Source organism: Paenibacillus terrae HPL-003 (assembly GCF_000235585.1).
GTDB lineage: Bacteria > Bacillota > Bacilli > Paenibacillales > Paenibacillaceae > Paenibacillus > Paenibacillus terrae_B.
In genome coordinates, this window is the sequence record NC_016641.1 from 3216098 (window position 1) to 3234844 (window position 18747).

General features: G+C 43.3%; 17 protein-coding genes. 14 read left to right on the plus strand and 3 right to left on the minus strand.

Features of this window, described 5'->3' with window-relative positions:
* The first annotated feature begins 3 nt into the window (after positions 1-3).
* The 13 genes from HPL003_RS14690 (at position 4) to HPL003_RS14750 (ending at position 15421) form a co-directional block, all read left to right on the plus strand.
* On the plus strand, positions 4-1089 hold the full coding sequence (locus HPL003_RS14690) for a cell adhesion protein (RefSeq protein WP_193372613.1): 1086 nt from the start codon (positions 4-6) through the stop codon (positions 1087-1089).
* A gap of 14 nt (positions 1090-1103) precedes the next feature.
* Entirely contained in the window at positions 1104-1937 is an 834-nt protein-coding gene (locus tag HPL003_RS14695; RefSeq protein WP_014280468.1) for a hypothetical protein, read from the plus strand.
* 155 nt (positions 1938-2092) lie between these two features.
* On the plus strand, positions 2093-3313 hold the full coding sequence (locus tag HPL003_RS14700) for a hypothetical protein (protein ID WP_014280469.1): 1221 nt from the start codon (positions 2093-2095) through the stop codon (positions 3311-3313).
* A gap of 267 nt (positions 3314-3580) precedes the next feature.
* Positions 3581-4075: a hypothetical protein gene (locus HPL003_RS14705; protein ID WP_014280470.1), complete on the plus strand. Its 495-nt coding sequence runs from the start codon at positions 3581-3583 to the stop codon at positions 4073-4075.
* A gap of 36 nt (positions 4076-4111) precedes the next feature.
* A complete protein-coding gene (locus tag HPL003_RS14710; RefSeq protein WP_014280471.1) occupies positions 4112-4729 on the plus strand; it encodes a hypothetical protein in 618 nt (205 codons plus the stop codon).
* Positions 4714-7494, plus strand: coding sequence for a hypothetical protein (locus HPL003_RS14715; protein ID WP_014280472.1), 2781 nt, complete (start codon positions 4714-4716; stop codon positions 7492-7494). The genes HPL003_RS14710 and HPL003_RS14715 overlap by 16 nt, the downstream gene beginning before the upstream one ends.
* 36 nt (positions 7495-7530) lie before the next feature.
* Complete coding sequence (locus tag HPL003_RS14720; RefSeq protein ID WP_014280473.1) at positions 7531-11535, plus strand: DNRLRE domain-containing protein; 4005 nt, start codon at positions 7531-7533, stop codon at positions 11533-11535.
* Positions 11536-11748: 213 nt separating this feature from the next.
* Positions 11749-11934 carry a hypothetical protein gene (locus HPL003_RS14725; RefSeq protein ID WP_043922402.1) on the plus strand — a complete coding sequence of 62 codons (186 nt, stop codon included), beginning with the start codon at positions 11749-11751 and terminating at the stop codon, positions 11932-11934.
* A 557-nt stretch (positions 11935-12491) separates the two neighbouring features.
* Positions 12492-13028: a sigma-70 family RNA polymerase sigma factor gene (locus HPL003_RS14730; RefSeq protein ID WP_014280474.1), complete on the plus strand. Its 537-nt coding sequence runs from the start codon at positions 12492-12494 to the stop codon at positions 13026-13028.
* A 168-nt stretch (positions 13029-13196) separates the two neighbouring features.
* Positions 13197-13661: a hypothetical protein gene (locus tag HPL003_RS14735; protein ID WP_014280475.1), complete on the plus strand. Its 465-nt coding sequence runs from the start codon at positions 13197-13199 to the stop codon at positions 13659-13661.
* A 31-nt stretch (positions 13662-13692) separates the two neighbouring features.
* Positions 13693-14010: a hypothetical protein gene (locus HPL003_RS14740; RefSeq protein ID WP_014280476.1), complete on the plus strand. Its 318-nt coding sequence runs from the start codon at positions 13693-13695 to the stop codon at positions 14008-14010.
* Between the two features lie 17 nt (positions 14011-14027).
* A complete protein-coding gene (locus tag HPL003_RS14745; protein ID WP_014280477.1) occupies positions 14028-14375 on the plus strand; it encodes a hypothetical protein in 348 nt (115 codons plus the stop codon).
* 86 nt (positions 14376-14461) lie between these two features.
* Positions 14462-15421: a sigma-70 family RNA polymerase sigma factor gene (locus HPL003_RS14750; RefSeq protein ID WP_238533378.1), complete on the plus strand. Its 960-nt coding sequence runs from the start codon at positions 14462-14464 to the stop codon at positions 15419-15421.
* 117 nt (positions 15422-15538) lie between these two features.
* Here the strand turns inward: HPL003_RS14750 and HPL003_RS14755 are convergent, their stop codons facing one another.
* Together HPL003_RS14755 and HPL003_RS14760 are read right to left on the minus strand one after the other, a co-directional pair.
* Positions 15539-16627, minus strand: a complete 1089-nt coding sequence (locus HPL003_RS14755; protein ID WP_014280479.1) for a M24 family metallopeptidase — start codon at positions 16625-16627, stop codon at positions 15539-15541.
* A gap of 73 nt (positions 16628-16700) precedes the next feature.
* Entirely contained in the window at positions 16701-17465 is a 765-nt protein-coding gene (locus HPL003_RS14760; RefSeq protein ID WP_014280480.1) for an MBL fold metallo-hydrolase, read from the minus strand.
* 172 nt (positions 17466-17637) lie between these two features.
* Between HPL003_RS14760 and HPL003_RS14765 the strand changes: the two genes are divergently transcribed.
* The gene (locus HPL003_RS14765) at positions 17638-18159 is read left to right on the plus strand and encodes a GNAT family N-acetyltransferase (RefSeq protein ID WP_014280481.1); all 522 of its coding nucleotides are present in this window, start codon (positions 17638-17640) and stop codon (positions 18157-18159) included.
* Positions 18160-18293: 134 nt separating this feature from the next.
* Here HPL003_RS14765 and HPL003_RS14770 read toward each other — a convergent pair whose 3' ends face one another.
* Complete coding sequence (locus HPL003_RS14770) at positions 18294-18728, minus strand: threonine/serine exporter family protein (RefSeq protein ID WP_014280482.1); 435 nt, start codon at positions 18726-18728, stop codon at positions 18294-18296.
* Between the last annotated feature and the right edge of the window lie 19 nt (positions 18729-18747).

Genomic DNA, 18747 nt, shown 5'->3' on the forward strand with positions numbered 1-18747 from the left:
CTCATGGGGATCTACAAGAAATGGAGTGGATTGATTTTTGATGACACATTTCAAAGTGGAGAAATCCACTCCCGCTACCAATTATCTCCGACAACGGCTTGTACCCTGGATACAGGCTTGCAGCAGTTAATCATGTCGCACACAGAACAGGAAACCATGCTTTTGATTGATGCACCTAAGGATGAGCCTACCCTGCTGTTAGAAGTGACTGCTGACTATGTTCCTATTGCATACGGCGACGAGGGCGGGATTGTCATCTGGCAGGATGGCTACCATCGGCTGGAATTCCTGGAGAGTAGGGACACGACAACTCGGGAGTATAGTCGATGGCGGGCAGAGAAGAAGGGAAACCGATGGACCTTTTATGCCAATCGCGGATTGGGGTGGGAGCTATTTGACTCGGCTGATCTGGTAGCTGAAAAAATAGGTATCCTCTTAAAAAATCCGCAACGTGATGAATACGAGAACCTCGGTTTAGACAGGCTTGTGCTATGCAAAAGCAACAAAATAACGCTGGGAAATTTGCCGGAGGGCTATTCCGTATTTTTATGCGATCCCGATGGATATACCGTCGCTTCCTCCAAAGTAGAGCCTACGTGGACAGGGGTGCAGTTGGAGCTTCCGACGGTGCCCTTTAGCGGAATGCTGAGAGTCTATGATGAAAATGGAGTTCTTTTATCCAGCCTTGGCGCTATGGATATGTACGGTGGTGATTTGTATCTGTATGGTACTGATCTTCGTGTGCTGTGGAAAGATAAAGAGCTTAGCTTAAGCGGGGAAACCTATCTGGGCACGATGTATGACAATACCATTCAGGTGCAATTGGAGCTATATAATCCCTCGAAAAATAAGCAGGCTGAGCAAATTACGATGGGGATACTGAAATATCTGGAGGAATTTGGTTATGAGTGGGCGGACTTGAGCCATGATGATGGTTCAGATCATCCGCAAGGAGATTATATGCAGCAGCTCCCTATGGGGACTCTGCCACCCGAAGGCAGGATGAAATTCTGGATGAAGGTAGAGCGCAAAAATGAGCACTTTGGCATCAAGCCTCTTCATTTTATTTTGGATATTACTCATATATAAGGAGGTGTTGGATTTTGGCTGGTACGAAGATGACGTTGCGCAGATATGGAAATGAAATCATCTATTGGAACGAGCAGGAGATTGTTGTGGATCAGGCCTACCTGGACAAGCATAAAGACTTGTACATCCGTCTGACACATCCTTATATATTGGGTACAAGGATGCTGGATGTATATTTGAATGGGCAGCATTTGCTGGTTCAGGGTGGATATGAGGAAGTGGACGAAAACACGATTCGTCTCGATTTGGGTATTTATCCACAGGAGCACCCACTGGCAGGAGAGCACATTCCGCTCGTGATTGGTGATGAAATATACATCCGTACCTGGAAGCCTGAGTATCGTCAGGGGGGCGGAAGCGGTATTGATGATCTCAGGTTCAAAAGGCTGGAGGAAGAGATTGTTTCGGCCCGTAAATATACGGAGCGTGATGTTCAGTTTCACCAACTGGATGACAGGCTGGATTATATTCAGGAGCGGGCAGAGGCAAAAACGATGGTATTTGTGCTGGAACGGGTTCCGCTAGGGCCCTGCAAATATGAAATGAGATTCCCGTTTGAAGGGAAGATCAAGGAAATATATGCCTCTTGCGGGGTATACGGGACGAGTAAAAGTGAGTTTTCCATTGAAAAATGCTCACAGCTCGACTATGAAACGTTACCGAGCTGGACTAATATTTTCAGCCGCAACCTGACCATCCAGGCAGGTGAAAAATCCAGTAATACGAGTCCTTTACCTTATATTCTTTCTGATCCTATCATTCACAAGAACGATCATTTTCGTATTAACACTCATGTGGTAGGTGAAGGATTAAAAGGCTTGACGCTGGAAATCGTCGTTACTTTATAAGGTGAGCAAAAGGTGAGAAACAAGGTAGAAAATAAATTATTTACAACAAAATATTACTACAATATCGGATAAGAAGGCATAAAGCAAACTTATATTGCATTCGTAACAAAACATAAAAGAGGATTTTGCAAAATCCCGACAAGGAGAGATGAGTTATGGCAGGAACAAGAGGTATTGCCAGATTCCGTGGTGAGCAGTTGAATAACAAACTGTTGCGGGATCAACATTTTGATGAAGCGAATAAGATTGCAGAGAAGTACATTGACCTCCAGTTTCATAATCACCGTGAAATTTTGGAGGACACCAAGATTGATGTATTTGTACAGGTGAATGAAAAGGCGGTTGCCGGCAGCACACAACTGGATGTATCGGGCGATATCGGTACAAGAACCGTCTCGACCGGTGACAAAGTGGAAGGTGTCGTGCTGACCGAGAAGGTGCAGCTTCGCGCTACAGGTACAGACAGCCCGATCGGAGACAGCGATTCTGACGTGGTATACGGTCGTCTTGAAGAAAGTAAAGGCAGCTACCTTCTGAAATTTTATAGTGTAGAAGGGGGCAAAGAGCAGCCTTATACATTTGATGCAAAAGCGGGCAAGATTGATTATCGTTTCGTGATTCGCACGAATTTGTCTGTCATTCCTCCTGATGCAATCATTCAAGGTGGTAGCGGATTCGTGGAAGGAGCCACCGATGCCAAGGCCTATATGAACCTGATTCAGTTGATGAAGGATGTATATGGTTCAACGGGTACGCTGGACAATGACGGTAATTCGAATCTGGAAGTTTCAATTCAAGACCAGCTTAGCCAGGAGGTACAAGATCGCAAAGATGCGGATCAGGCGATCCAGGATCGGTTGGCTTCTGCTACAGGTGCACAATTGATCGGGGTTGCAACAGATCCCAACTATAGCGGAGTGACCTTACAAGCTGCTCTAAGCAATGTAGCGAAGCGCTTGAAATCTTCTGAGGAACTGATGAATGGGATCAGTGATCGGGATGCGGATTCCGCCAGCGGCTATTTCAAAGCAGGGGCTTTTGGCAATGCGGAGGGTCGTATTCTTGATTTGGAGAAGGCGGCAGATGCTGCGTTCAAAGCATTAAGTGTGAAAGTGGGCACCATCGAAGCGGCGGATGAAGAAGAGGTGTTTGAAGCCGTTGGGGGAGAGACGGAATACACGCTAAAAAAGGGAAAAGCCAAAGATAAAACGGTACGTCTGGCCATCAATGGGCAGCTCCAAACACCAGGTATTAACTTTACCTATATCAAGGATGAAGGCGGATTGATTACAGGCTTTAACTTTACGCCGGATACGTTGAAGATTGTCGAAGATGTACCGGATGTCTTGTTCATTCAGTATAAAAAGGCTGAATAAGTAATCAGCAGGCTTAATCCTATGTTCTTAAACAAGCAACTTTCTATATCCATCAGCTTGAGCTATGTAGCACCCCTTAGAAGCATTGACGAGTGTATGCTCATTCGTAGCAGCTAAGGGGTGTATTTATGTCTACCTCTATAGTGTTTGTAGGTTTTATTTCCGAAGAATGTTAGTTTTCGATTCTAGTTACTTATATTGAGTATGCCATGAAGAATGTGGCGAAGGGTTTTATTTTATCTTTTCTAAAATGAAGGAGGAAAAAACATGCCAGCACCAGCAGTATCATGGCTTAAAACAGACAACGTAACAACATTGTCAAAATGGGAGATCGGGACGATAGACGCAGGATCTTCTTCTCCATCTCTGGGTGTACTTATTTGGAACAACCGGGGGAATGTAAATAACGATTTTTCTACAATGACCAATTGTACCATTACGACCAAGGATAGCTCAGGTGGAGATAGTGGTGAGTTGGTCCTGAATACGTGGATTCAGGTACGTGTAGATAGTATGGCGGAATCCAGCTTTACTTCAATTGGCGGGACAGCAACGAAAGTCATTCAGGCTGGGGGGAATACAGTCAATTCCAAGGGAACCTTTTCGCCGGGAAACAAGGAAATTCTGGGCGTTATCAACGATGGCTCTGTAGGAAATTCCAAAGGCAATTACACACAAGTGACACTACAAGCAAGCGTGCCGGCTACCGCCACGGCAGGTAATGTGAATTTTCTGACACGCGTGGCCTATCAATACGTCTAACAACTGATATCCAATACAATGGGAGGAAGAATATCTATGTTTGCACAATGTAACGGATATTCTCCTGTGTCACAGGATTTTATTTGGCTAGGTGAGTACACAGATGGTACTCACCTTTCTGAGTATGATTTTGTCACTCAGGCAGAAAACAGCTTTTATGCCATTCAAAGAGAAAAATTGATCCGCTTTGGCATGGTAGGGCATGGTCAAACTTTTTTCTTTGAAAGTGACGGTATTTTCAAATTAGCTGGCAGGATGGTGGAGCTGGTATATTCAACGCCGGACAAAGACTATCACCTGACAGGTAATGTGTTTCAATCCTACAGAGACATTATTGCATATAAGGATGCGGAGGCATCCGGGTTACCCAACTATAGTCCTGCTGCGGCTGGAGAAATAGGCGTAATGAGCAGTACGATTACCCAATTTAATTTTGGATATAAGGCAGCACTCGTGTTTGACCATGTTGAATTTCATGTTAAAGCGATCTGTAAGATTCCATTCAACGCACCCGTTCATATGGCATTGAGACTAGTGTCCAATACGGAACTGAATGGCAAATTACAGGTCAAGGTAAACGGCTTGGTTACACAGGAATTCAGTGCTCCATTAAAACCCGATATCGGAGGTGAATTGAATTGGCTGGTTCAGTAATTCGTAATTATACGATTGAAGTAGATAAAATCAATAAAAAGTCAGTATTTAGTATATATCCATATCCTGTAGAAGTCCTTACTCCAAACGGCTGGGAGAACATCCAAGAAGAATTTGAAGAGCTGCAGGCAAAAAATCTGGACGATAATTATACATTAACACCTGATGAAGAGCAGATGCATCAGGAATATAAGCAATTGGCTGATTCCTTTTACGAAAATAAAATAGCATCCACGATTATTTTGGATACTGTCGATCCGACGGGAATTGACGTCGTAGGCAGAGATCGGGTGCAGCACGTATTGGATGCGGAAACCCGTGAACAGATTCCGTTTGGCCGTGAATTTGCTTATGTGCATGGAGCCTCCAATCTGAGTGGAACGATTATTTTACCCTATGACGATTATTCGGATGTATATGTAGTCAGTGATACGGATGAAGACGGTATTGCCGAGCTGACCTATGTGAAGACGAAGGAAGAGACGGACGGCATAAGACCCTATTACGAAAAGGTAGAGGGTCAGACCTATATTTATGTGGACCATTTCTCAGGTGGCGGCGGAACACAGGCAGATCCTTATATTGTTTCTACCGAACAGGATTTGGATGATGTACGGAAGAAGCCTGGGGCCTGGTATATGCAGGATAGGGATATTGTCATGGGGAGCTTTCAGAGTGGAGAGGGGTTTACACCGATAGGTAGTGAGAATTCCTCTAGGTTTACAGGTGTGTATGATGGAAATGGTTACTCTATTAAAAGCGTGTACATGAATCAGGACAGAAATTTTGTTGGTTTATTTGGATATACCCTATCTGCCACAATACGTAATGTAAGATTAATTGATCCTAGCATCAGTAATAAAAAGGCATACACAGGAGCTTTAATAGGTTTTGCATACAATACTTCAATATATAACTGTAACATTATCTCAGGTGTGGTCGAAGGTCAGGGTACGTATGTTGGCGGGTTAATTGGTCAACTGTATCAATACAACAATAATTACACAGGAAGCTCAATCCTTAATTATTTATATAATTATAAGTGTAGTGTTCGATCAGCAAACAATATAGCCGGAGGATTGATTGGAGATGTATCCCGCCAATCTGGGGGAATTTCCGTAGCATATTGTTACTCTACCGGTAAGGTCGAGGATATTACATTAGCTCGGGAAAGGACTAACATAGGAGGATTCATAGGAAGCACCAATATTGCCTCTGCAATCACAAATTGTTATTGGGATATAGAAGCCTCCGGAGTTCAAACCAGTGCAGCGGGTGTTGGCAAATTCACGTCAGAATTAAAGGCTGCATCCACTTTTGAAAATTGGGATTTCGCTAATTATTGGTACATGAGCCAGGATTACAATGGAGGTTATCCTGAGCATCGTCAGTTCATTCGATACCAAAGCGGGACAGGCACAAAGGAGAATCCTTACATTATACTGACAGAGTTTGATCTTTCCCAAATGCGTTGGTTCCGCAATGAGTCTTATTTCAAATTCGAAGATGATATCAAAATGACACAATCCCAGGCGAATGACGGATTTTACCCCATTGGCTTTAATCTGACGGGCAAAGAATCGTATTTCAAAGGATATGTTGATGGTGGAGGTCGCTGTGTTGCCAACTTATTCATCTATCGTCCCAATGATCAATTTGTAAGTCTGTTTGGCTACATGATGGGTGGGTGGATCAAAAATCTGGACATCATTGATTGTAATGTTACAGGTTATCATTATACAACAGCATTCGCAGGCCAACTTTCCAAATCTACTATTAGCAATTGCCATACCGATACATTTTCTTACTGTAAAGTTACAAGTAAAGGAAATCATGGGGCCGGCTTGGTAGGACAAGTAACTACGGATGGAATCGTAGAGGATTGTAGTGTAAATGTAACTGTTGTAGGCGTAAGCTACACTGGAGTGTTTGCAGGCTATTTAACTGGGAATGGGATTATACGTAGATGCTGTGCTTCTGGTAAAGGCGAGAGTACTGGGGATTACCTGGGGGGATTTTTAGGTTATGGTAATGGTTCTTCTATATTGGAGGATTGCTGGACAGATGCGGAGTTAAATGGAGTAACGGTTGGCGGATTTGGCGGAAATACGGCTACCCTTACTGTAAAACGGTGCCTCGCGTTAGGCAAGGCGTTTGCTTCATCCGCTTTGAATGGATTTATTTATTCGGGGAGCGGAGCTTTCTCGGATAATTACTTTGATAAGGAATTGTACAAGATTGCTTCCGGCACAGGAGGATCAGGCCTAACCACCCGTGAAATGAAGTATAGGGGAACCTACTCCAATACGGCCTGGAATTTTGACGACATATGGATTATGGATCCTAAATACAATGACGGTTATCCCGCATTAAGAAAGCTCCTACCTCTTGATCTGCCATTGCTTGGCTTCCGTAATGAATTTGGCAAATACTATACGGATAATGCAGGAGAACGGCTGCGTTATCTAGAGTTTGGTACATTAGTCGCAAGCCAAACCTCTTCCCCAAAACCAGTATGGTTGCAGAATAATGCTGATTTCCCGGTGAATCAACTCAAAGCATGGGTGGATAGCACGACGGTAGCCAAAGGGATGGAAATTGATTTAAGCATGTCGGATACTCCGTTTTTACCTGCTCAGGAATTAGCCTTTAATGGCACCTTGGCCAAGGGCGGCGCCGAAAAGTTCTATGTCCGAATCAAGTCGGATATTGCAGTGAAGACGGGTGGAACGTTTGATCTAAGGGCGAAAGCAAGCCCCATGTAATGATGTTCCAATACAATGGAATAGGGCGTGATGTTGATGTTTAGTAAGAGAGGATTAATCCTTTCCCTTCACGCTTCCCTTGCCGATCAAGGTTTGGAGGTTGGCTCCAACTCAAAACCCACTTCGCAATGGCATGATTTGAGTGGTAAAGGAAATCACGGCATACTGAATGGCTTCCGTTTTACAAAAAATGATGGCTGGGTAGGAAAAAACACCCTCGCCCAGCCCTATGCCCTGTTTTTTAACGGGTCGAGTCAATATATCCAATGCGCAGGCGCGGATACATCTAAGCCGATCACCAGCGTTACCTTTGAAGTTTGGATATATTATATCGGGGGCAACGTTGTTTTGTCCTCCGGGGGACAACTGGACGATACTGAGGAGAACGATACCCAGGGCATCTCAGTCAAGTTTAATCCTACAGGGGAATTGGAGCTTCAGATTGCGACCAGCACGAGCAAAGCGTATGCCAGCTTAGGGAGATTACCCACAAATGAATGGTACCATATTGTTGGCGCATATGACGAAATTACAGGCAATCTATCTACTTTTCTGAATGGCGCTCCTCAGGGAAACGTGCAAGCTCAATTCGCTGAACATAGCCAACGCCCCAATGGACTTTTTATTGGCAAGCAGAATACAAAGGATAGCCAAGGGTTTCGTGGATATATTCCCGTTGTACGGATGTACAATGTTGCGTTAACGATGGATGAAATCGTTGAAAACTATATGGCTGGTTACCTTTTGGGGATAGGTCATTCTGACATGCAGGTTCATGCGAGCGTACCAGAAAGGCAGAATCTCACAGCATCTTTGCAAGTGGGAATTAGCGGGGGAGTTCAAGGGAAGCAGACCATTATTCCTACCGACATGGCTGACATGTCTTCACATATAACAGTTAAAAAGCCTATGGATGTAGTCAGTAATATGCATATTAATACTCATGTTTCCGTAACGGCGCACTATGCGATCCACCCCGCGGATCATGATGATGTGCAGAGTGCTATTGAAGTTAAGGTAGCGGATAATCTCGCAGCCGTGCTGGGTGTTAATACATCAGGGAAAGCAGCAGTAAAGGCTCGCTACGGTATCCTCCCTGCGGATAACAGCGATGTTCAAGGTAGGATGGTAGTTAAGGTATCCGATCATCTCGCTGCTGTGCTGAGTGTTAGTTCATCAGCTATAGTAGTAGCCACATACGATGTGAAGCGGCTCATGCCAAATGATTTGCACTCCAGCCTGAATGTTGTGCAGCAGGGATTACATTCCCGGATATCGGTTCAAGCAAGTACTACCTTAGCCGCCAAATACGATATTCATGCTGCTCAGAAGCAAAATCTCAAGGCTGCGATAGAGGTCAAAAAGCCTACTGATATCGTCAGCAGCCTAAAGGTAAACACCCAGGCAAACAGCAACGGAAGATATCAGGTACGGGGAATTGAGGCTGCTAATCTCAGCTCCAGCCTGCAAATTAAGTCTATTCATCAAATATATTCATCATTGTCTGTACGTAGCCATACTCACCTAGCCGTGAAATATGGTATAGAGCCTCTTGGGGCAGGAGACTTAACCTCCTTTCTAACGGTAACAAGTATATCTGAACTACACGGTAGCATTCAGGTAGGCAGCCATACCCGAATCATGGGGCACTACCATATTCATAAAAGCCATGTTATAGATATATATGCTAGTCTGGAAATTAAGAAAGCGGAGAATCTACCTTCATTCTTGTCTATTGCATCCTGTACCCAGTCTACCGGCAGATACGGGATAACTTCTCGGAGTTATGATGATCTTCCGTCTGCAATGACGGTTCGGGAAGTTTCGGATATGGCTTCATCCATAGGAGTTGCACCCTATACCTGGATGAAAGGCAGATATGATGTTATCGAGCCTCCAACGTACACGACGATTATTTATTCTAATAAAGATGCTTTTGTTCGTGAGTCTCAGCCCAGATTAAACTATGGTGTTGAGGAACAGATGTATGTCGGATATTCTCCCTCGGCTCAGGAGAGATACAGATCTTATGTTGGTTTTGATTTGGATACAGCTTCTATTCCCAAGAAAAATACAACGATTAAATCTGCCGAGCTCAAAGTGTATTTTGATGGTCGCAACGTACCCTTGAAGGGGATACAGCTCATTGAAGCATCCAGGGAATGGGCAGAATATGGAGTCACCTGGCAAAACCAACCGTTTCCGTTTGGCTTTAACAGCCCGGATTCAACCTATAACGGTATAAACATCGTTCAAGATGTAGGTGGAGAATCAGGGTACATTTCTTTTGATGTGACGGATTCCATTCGTGCATGGTATGAAGGAAAAAGGCCGAATTTTGGATATATCTTTAAAGCTCTGGATGAATTTGAAAATGGAAGTATCCGTTTTTTTACCAAGGAGCAAAAATCTTACCGTCCTTTATTGGATATTACCTACTATGATACTCGTATCTATAGTGTGGGCAGGAACAGTATAGAAGGTGGTCTTACCACTCGTGTAAGCAAGGGGTCGCAGCTTAAAGGTTCGTTACGCATTAAACAGTCCTATGGAGCAACGGTTTGGAAGGGAAGTTTGTTCGTCCATAACCAAAGGGAGATCCTAGCCGATATCACAGTGACGGTACCTAACCTAAACGGTAAGGTGTCCGTAAGGCGCAAGGATAATCATTCTTTGGAAGCTCAGCTTGTTATTGCTGTTGCACGTGAAAATTCAATGGACAGCACCCTATGGGTGAATAGAAAAATAGTACCTTCAAACATGTATGTCTTTTACAGGGAGAACCTTGCTTCCGAACTGAGCGTTGCCCGCTGGGCAGCTCCGTTTCCCGAGCTTCCGGCGACAATTCTTGTCAATCGAAAGGAAACGCTTGGGTCGATCCGTGTAAGAAGGACAGAGCATCAGGATATCTCTTCTGGTATGGAGCTGAGTATCCCTAATATATTAGGGAGCATAACCGTCTTTCAGGGAGCAGTAAAGAAAAGCTCTATTTCAGTCCGTAGATCTCGTGAAGCGGATCTGATGGTGGAGGGATGTATACTTTATAGGCAAGATATGCCTGCGGATATGAATATCCACAATCCTGATTTTTACGGCAGGCTTCAAATTGTGTTTAGTAATCCGCTCATATCCGATTTGTCTGTAAGAACAAGAGTGCATTCCGGGCTACCTTCAACGGTCACAATACCGCATTATACTTCTTTGAGATCAAGTATAGCGATCTGGCCGAAAAAAGATGTGCCTTCAAGCCTCACCGTACTTTCGGGAAATTTATGGAGCTCGATATCCATCCCGTACCATCAAAAAATGGATATGCGGTCACGGATTACAGTGCGAGTTAAGCTCATTTCTGATCTGGAAATTGCAGTAGGAGTAAGATCTGGCAATTTAGGCTCCAACATAAAGGTTCGAGTGGACAGCCATACGGATCAGCCTTCTCATCTGCGAATCAGACGTAGTCATTTGGATAATATTTTAAGTGAGCTTTACGTAAAAACTTGGGAGAAATCTGAACTTAAAGGCAGGATCAGTGCACGGAAAAGTCGTGAATCTGATCGATGGTTTCGAATCTCGGTGCGTCTTTCCGATCAGCAGGATTGGGATACCGAGCTATCGGTTCGTGTTATAGAACACCATGATCTGAATTCTGAAGCGGGGATTAGACGGGACGCAGCATATGATAAATACAGTCACGTTATCGTTCGACATTCAGAGCAAACAGAGCTGCCAGCAGACTTAGGAATTCGGGAGCATAGTCATATCACAGGCTATCTTATTGTGAGAAGGACAGCACAGAAAAGCTTACAAAGTGGTATGAATGTGTGGGAGAAATCCGTTGTCACTGGCTCAGTGGTGATCAGACAGCATCGACAAAATGATCTTCACGGCTCCATGGATATTTGGAAAAGATCTATAATGAAAGGTCATATTTCCGTATGGCAAAAATCCTTGCTATCTGGAGCTATACAGATTCAGATTTATGACGATGTAGCGTCAAGTATAGATGTGGCTACCGAATATGGATACTGCTATATCATGTAAAAAATTAACCTCTGCTATCCGTAGTAGGGGTTAATCTTTACCGATTTTTATTTATATTGATGCTGACGAGGAAGAAAATAGACAACAGGTAGGTGATGTGAGCTGGATATAAATATAATAACCGCAGTTATTGGAGTCATCGGTACAGCCATTTCAGGAGTCATCGGCTACGCCAGCGGTCGTAGTAATAATAAGGTTACAGATCGAGAGCTATTGTCCAAAGATGAGCAGGCTTTCCGGGTTACTTTAATGGATGCCTTGTCAAGTCATAGGGAGGAGATTCATCGCTTAAGTGAAGAGGTAGCTGTGCTTCAGGCTGAAAATTTAAGCTTGCTTGCAGAAAACAGATCCTTGAATGCCAAGGTAGAGGCATTGGTAGCCAGACTTGAAGGTGGATAGGAAATAGATTTTTAGGTTGATGCTTGAAAAGTTTGGGAGGTAGGGGAAGCAAACTGACGTTTGAAATGAAGTACTAATGGAGGCTATCGAGAAACTTCGACAGTTCCCAAAAAACGTCGAATAGGTCTTATGGAACATGTTCGAATTGATTCAAAAGGCTCGTTTTTAAAGATGTTTACACAAAAAAATGGAACAATATAACCAGATGAAAATAACACCAATCAATGTTAGGAATTGACAAGGTTATATATACCTATTAGAATGAGAACATAAGTTCGTATTTTTTTTAAAAAAGTAATAGATAAATTGCAACTCTTTTGATAGATATGACGACTATTAGAGTAGAATCCTAAAAATTATATATTCAATTAGGTAAATGGAACTGATTCAAATGTATTACGTATTAAAAAAAGAGTATGGTAAGATAAAGAAAAAAGTGGAAACTAATTGTCGAATGTCGAAATTCGGAAAGGAGTTGTGCTACAAGTTTTAAGGAGGGAATAGAGTGAACTGGAACCTATTGAATTAAAATAAACTATTAAAATAGGAGAGCCGCAATGATAACGACAAATGTTAGCTCATTTAACCCAGATACCTTAAATCATATTTTTAATTTTATACTTCGTGGTGTTAACGAGGAGGATCGAGAAGATGTGAAGCAGGATTCAATCGTTCAAATTCTGACAGCGATCCACAATGGGAACATAAAAAAGGATATATCTACTTTTTCACATACGGTCATTAAACGTTCTGTGGTTGACTATTATCGTAAAAAAAAACGTAAAATTACACAGTTCAGCACAACCGTTAACTTTTGCGATGGCACAGATGAAGAAGGCTCAAAGGCCAATTATTACTCGGTTCAAGTGAATGATTACGGGTTTAAATTAGCAGACGTGAAAGTAGACTACTTAAGCAACCGTAGCAGATTCACAAAACAGGAGCAACGAATCATAAATTTCATGCTATTCACCGAAGAAGGAATGGATATGAAACCTGCAGAAATCGCCCATTATCTTGATATTCATAAATCTCATGCTTGTCGAGCCGTGAAAAAACTAAGAGAACTCTATAAAACTGAGATTGACAAATAAACACTCTGATATACCACTATCAGAACAAAATCAAATCCAAAAGGAAATAGAAAGGCACTACGCACTGCCCCTTACTATACATTAAATAGTATACATATCTGACCGAGGCATTGCAAGTGAATGATTCTGAAAATTTAATGAAAATTGTTAATAAGGAAGGTAGTTTACATGTTGAGTCGCTATTTAGTCGGTGGAAGATTAGATCCACCTTTCTATCCTACCAAAACAAGGCCCTGCATAGCAAGTCGCAGGGTTGATATAGATGGTTTAAGGTCTTTAGAAGGTAAAAGGACGGTAACAGACACCTTTAAGATATCTAATGATCTGGAGTTTTTCGCTATTTCAATAAAGGCGGATGTTATTACCCCTGCCGATTATTGGTCCTTAGTGGTTGATGAAAATGTAATTGTTAACCACGTATATTGTAAAGATTATAGTGAAGGTCTCTATTTTCAGGTTGCTCATCCTGTAAAGGGCGGGCGAGAATTTTGTTTTGAATTTTACACGGAGAGTGCTGATCGCAAAAGAATAGAAGTATCCTATTATTTTTTGACAGACCCGAACGTTACCCTTCGTCTAAACGGTATAACGAATCAAAGCTATGATCCTATTTCTCTACCTGACCGGGTTTAAGGAACATCGCCTAGGGAGGAGGTTATAGAACATGATCGGTTATATGAATAAATGCCCCCATTGTGGGGCGGATTCTTCTTTTGTTCCTGAAGAGATGGAATGCGATCAATCCCTTGTTCTTTGGTGTAAGCACTGTGGGGATTATATCAATCAGACCATAACAATAGAATCCCTGAGGAAGTGGTGGGCAAGATACGATGCAGGCGAAGATGCATATAAGCCGCCGGTTAGTAAGAATACCCTGCTAGAGTTTGAAAAGCTGGAACAGACGCTAGCAAATGAACCTGACTGTAACCTGAATCGGGTGGAAATACATCTCAAGGATTTTACAGACTATCGCTATAAATAAACTCTGGAGGAAATGATATGAACCATATGAACAACAACATGTATCAGCAAGATGGGGAAGATTCTGATTCAGTAGAATTTATACAAATTATTAGCAAAATTCAGAGGGTTGTCAAAGAGAATAAGGAGCTTAAAAGGAAAAATCATCATCTGATTTCCCAAAATAGACAACTTGCGGCCCGTAATCAATTGCTCGAATTGCAAATGAATGAATATATGTCTTTGGTTCAGGAAATGGAGCAGCAGTTCCTTACCCAGCATGAGTATGTGTTGGATTCGGTGCAAACGAATCCAACACGTTCAAAGAATTTTTTATACTTGGATGATTCCGGCCATACGTATCTCATTAACTATTCAGATGAATAAATTCTAAAAAGGTAGACCGACTAGTAAAATGTGAGCGTGATCAATGTAGTAGGAAATTCATTATACTGATATCGCCAGAAAACGGGGTGAACGAATTGCTCAGTGATACGTATATACAATTAAGAAAACCTGCTGTGAAGGATATGCATAATATAAAGCTGATCTGTGCGTGTAAAGAGGACAAAAACCTTCTTGGGGAATTTCTTCAAGAGAATCGGAAATTTATGTTTTCGATTATTATGCGATATAAGGGAAGTATAGAAGAGCTAAAAATGAAATTCAAGGTTACTGAAGATGACTTATACCAACATGCATGTATAGGATTACTAACGGCACTCAAGGATTTTGATATTCATAGAGGAATTAAATTTACTACGTATGTAGTAAGGCCAATTTTATGGGAGGTTAATCAGTTATTATATAGCAACTCTCAAGAGGTAAGACTTAGTCGAGGAGCTATTGATATGATCCGAAAGATGGTAGAAATAGAAGATACACTAGGCTACAGGCCAAGTGAGCAAAAAATGGCAAAGTTACTTCAAGTTCCTATAGAACGTTACAGAGAAGTTGCCCAATTCAGTGATGCAATGGAACATTTTGATTCAATAGATAACTTTGAAGCTACAGACAACTCACAAAATAACATGGATGAACATGTTATTAATAAGGTTTATGTTCAACAACTGTTATGTAGTTCTCTGTTTACAGAACATGAAAAAACGGTGATGCACTTAATTATGAAAGGAGCTAATAACTCCCAGATATCTGAAATACTCCACGTATACCCCATGACAATCAGCAGGACGCTAGCACGCATCAGGAAAAAAATAGACAAACACAAACAGGATACTGAGAATATCCAAATTGAAGCTCAATCAAAATACAGAGAAGAAATTAACTTAATTGTAGAGATGAGTAAAGAACATAAACAAGTCTTGAATGTTACAGACATTACAGATGTACTTAAAATATCCGGCTATGATATTTCAAAGTATTCAAAACGTGTTCTTTACTATATCCGCAAAAAAGCAAAATTAGCTATATAAAGTATAGCAAAGTTAAACGCAAATCACAACTGTTCTCGATCGATATTAGAATCAAGAGGGTAAAAAAAGCCCATGCAGTTTTCAGCATGAGCTTTAAAGCGAAAAAAGATATCAAACTTATCCCAGTACCGTTAGCTCTTTCGGAAAAGAAGTCAGTACTTCTACGCCATCAGAGGTGACCAGAACGTCATCTTCAATCCGCACACCGCCGAGGCTTGGCACGTAGATGCCGGGTTCTATGGTGAACACGAAGCCCTCATGAAGGAGGTCTTCATTGCCGCCATGCACAGACGGATATTCGTGAACGCTCATGCCAAGGCCGTGCCCAACCCGATGGTTAAAGGCGGGACCATACCCGGCAGCTTCTACAACTGCACGTGCTGCCTGGTCTACCGACGCGCAGGATACACCCGGACGAATGGCGGCAATACCAGCCTCGTTTGAGCGGAGTACCGTCTGATAAATCGTCTCCAGCTCAGCTGACAGCTTGCCAAAAGCAAAAGTGCGCGTAATGTCTGAGGCGTAACCATCTGAGTATACGCCCATATCAAACATGAGTAGATCGCCGTGTTGCAGCTTGCGGGTACCAGGAACACCATGAGGCAGCGCTGTTTTGGGTCCAGATAGCACCGTAGTGTCAAAGGACGGGCCATCTGCGCCGATTTTCTTCATCTGGTATTCAATTTCGGCTACCAGCTCGACTTCTGTCACGCCTTCACGCACATGGGTCAGGCCGTGGCGAAGTGCATCCTCCACCAACTGTGCGGCATGTTTCAAACGCCGTACTTCCTCAGGTGTTTTTCTTACGCGCATATCCTGAAGCAGGGGGCCTAGATCCACATATTGAGCTGCATTAATGGCAGTATGTAGCTGTTCGTAGCGGAGTACGGAGACGTGTTCCTTTTCCAGCGCGAACACCTTCACTCCGGTACCAGTCCGCTGGCGCAGCAGATCATATGGATTGTCTGTATCTGTGTGAGTGGATATGCGAGTCACGGAAGAAGCGGCGTGGGCCGCCTCTACATCCAGTGCAGGCACGATCAGTTCAGGTTCCTCGTCCCGAAGCAGCACCAAGCCCAGAAATCGCTCATGTGGCTCACTGGCAAAGCCAGTCAGGTAGTAGATATGCTTGGGATCGGTGACGAGCAATCCGTCCCATGACTGTGATTTCAGTTCATCATACAGCCGGGTTATTTTATCATTCATACAGATTCATCCCTTTCTATTCATGGATTCATTATAACGCTTATTGCATATTTGTTTATAGACCTGATGGACTTTAGTCTCGTTCCTGACTTAATGCCTGTAGACGTGCCTGTACATTTTGATCATAAAAACCCCCATGGTAGCACAGCACCTTCTCGACATCCAATACAGTCAGTTTACCGAGGCTTTCCAAGGCCAGTGGCATATCCGGTGTAGCCGACTCAGCAGGGCCGACCAGTTCGCCTTCAACTACACGTAGCTCGTCTGCCGCCAAAAGCAGCTTTTGCGCGGGCGCATACAAGCTGATATGCCCCGGCGTGTGACCAGGTGTATGGATAATCTGTATTCCCCCACCATAAGGAAGATGCTCACCGTCTTCAAGGGCATGGGCAAAGCGCAAGTCCGGCAGGCGGCGAATCATATCCTCAGCCTGCTGTTTGAACGCAGTATCCATCTGATTGATTCGTTCCGGTGTCAGCTTCACAAACGGCCGATCCCCTGTTATATAAGGAATATCATCCTTATGAGCCAATAGAGCGGTATTCGGCAGCAAGTCTAGCAGTGCATGAACATTTCCGATATGATCAATGTCCTGATGCGTTAAAATAATTCGCTTCAGATGGCTGATATCCTCTCCCACATCTGCAATAGCCTTGCGCAATGGTTCCAACTGGCCTAGCATCCCCGTATCAATGAGTGTAAGCCCGTCCTCATCCTTGAGCAGTACAGGATAAATCGTCGTCTTTCCAAAGAAAGATTCCATAGGTACTTCCAAAATCAAAATTTGAGTTCCAATATTCATATAAGCTGCTTCAGAATCCCGTGAACTCCGAAGCACACCTCCTGTCTCCTATGGTTAAATGGGCCGACCAAGCTTTGAAGCTTTTTTATTCAAGCTCTATTATAGAACCCTTTGTATCCGAACCGCAAAAAAACAACTTAATATGGCTGTTCAGGTACTTGTCTTGTACAATGAAATAAATCAACAGAACAGGAGACGGGTACAAACGATGAATAGGAACCAATCTTTTTCCATTGAATTTGCGCGCAGGGAGGATCTTCCGGGTATTGTGGGCATTTATAATTCCACCATTGCAGGACGAATGGTAACGGCAGATTTGGAGCCCGTGACAGTGGAGAGCCGTATCCCATGGTTTGAGGCTCATCAAGAAGACCATCGACCTTTGTGGGTTCTGAGACATAAAGAGGCGATTGTAGGGTGGGCCAGCCTTCAGTCTTTTTACGGACGTCCAGCTTATAACGGTACGGCGGAAATCAGTATTTATGTCCATGAAGATTCTCGTGGAACTGGAGCAGGAAGTCGTATGGTGCAGCACGTACTGAATGAATGCCCTAGGCTTGGAATTACGACGCTGTTGGGGTTTGTATTCGGTCACAACGAGCCGAGTATCGCCTTGCTGCGGAAATTCGGTTTTGAGCAATGGGGTTATTATCCTCGTGTTGCGCTGCTGGACAGCATTGAGCGGGATCTGGCTATTCTGGGTAAACGAGTGGATGTTGAGGATAAATAGACGAACAAACATCGTTTATAAAGTAGCACATGGAAAAAAGCTGCTTCCAAAATGTTCTGCGCACTACAATCGTGTGTGGTTTTGGAAGCAGCCTTTTTATGTTGTGAAAAAATGATGTCGCCTATCTCCGTCGTTTAACGCTGCGGTTTAAAACGTATGTTACGAAAAATTTGATTGAGCACCTCGGACAGCACCAAGCCGACAGCAATAGCACCTGCGATCATCAGCGTACTCATAGCTAACTCCAGTGCCTGAGGATAATTATGTTGTACAAACTGTCGCATCGCATTGTAGGCCATTCCCCCCGGGACAAGTGGAATCATGCCTGCCACGCTGAAAATAATAACGGGCATTTTGTACAGTCTGGCAAAGCTCTGACTGATGATTCCGATTAGAACCGTTGCCAACAGGCTGGCGCTCACGGGTCCCATGCTGTCTGTAGTCCAATAATAGACGAGCCAGCCCATCATGCCGACGAAGCCGCATTGTAGCAGTGAATGTCGGGGAGCGTGGAAAAGAATGCCGAAAGCAGCGGTAGCAATAAAGCTTGTGAATAATTGTGCAAGCATAAACTTGGATCTCCTCCGA

Excerpts from the sequence above, each read along its gene's own strand:
- HPL003_RS14690 (WP_193372613.1), top strand. The coding sequence starts at position 4 with ATGGGGATCTACAAGAAATGGAGTGGATTGATTTTTGATGACACATTT.
- HPL003_RS14700 (WP_014280469.1), top strand. The coding sequence starts at position 2,093 with ATGGCAGGAACAAGAGGTATTGCCAGATTCCGTGGTGAGCAGTTGAAT.
- HPL003_RS14705 (WP_014280470.1), top strand. The coding sequence starts at position 3,581 with ATGCCAGCACCAGCAGTATCATGGCTTAAAACAGACAACGTAACAACA.
- HPL003_RS14710 (WP_014280471.1), top strand. The coding sequence starts at position 4,112 with ATGTTTGCACAATGTAACGGATATTCTCCTGTGTCACAGGATTTTATT.
- HPL003_RS14720 (WP_014280473.1), top strand. The coding sequence starts at position 7,531 with ATGTTTAGTAAGAGAGGATTAATCCTTTCCCTTCACGCTTCCCTTGCC.
- HPL003_RS14730 (WP_014280474.1), top strand. The coding sequence starts at position 12,492 with ATGATAACGACAAATGTTAGCTCATTTAACCCAGATACCTTAAATCAT.
- HPL003_RS14735 (WP_014280475.1), top strand. The coding sequence starts at position 13,197 with ATGTTGAGTCGCTATTTAGTCGGTGGAAGATTAGATCCACCTTTCTAT.
- HPL003_RS14740 (WP_014280476.1), top strand. The coding sequence starts at position 13,693 with ATGATCGGTTATATGAATAAATGCCCCCATTGTGGGGCGGATTCTTCT.
- HPL003_RS14745 (WP_014280477.1), top strand. The coding sequence starts at position 14,028 with ATGAACCATATGAACAACAACATGTATCAGCAAGATGGGGAAGATTCT.
- HPL003_RS14755 (WP_014280479.1), bottom strand. The coding sequence starts at position 16,627 with ATGAATGATAAAATAACCCGGCTGTATGATGAACTGAAATCACAGTCA.
- HPL003_RS14765 (WP_014280481.1), top strand. The coding sequence starts at position 17,638 with ATGAATAGGAACCAATCTTTTTCCATTGAATTTGCGCGCAGGGAGGAT.
- HPL003_RS14770 (WP_014280482.1), bottom strand. The coding sequence starts at position 18,728 with ATGCTTGCACAATTATTCACAAGCTTTATTGCTACCGCTGCTTTCGGC.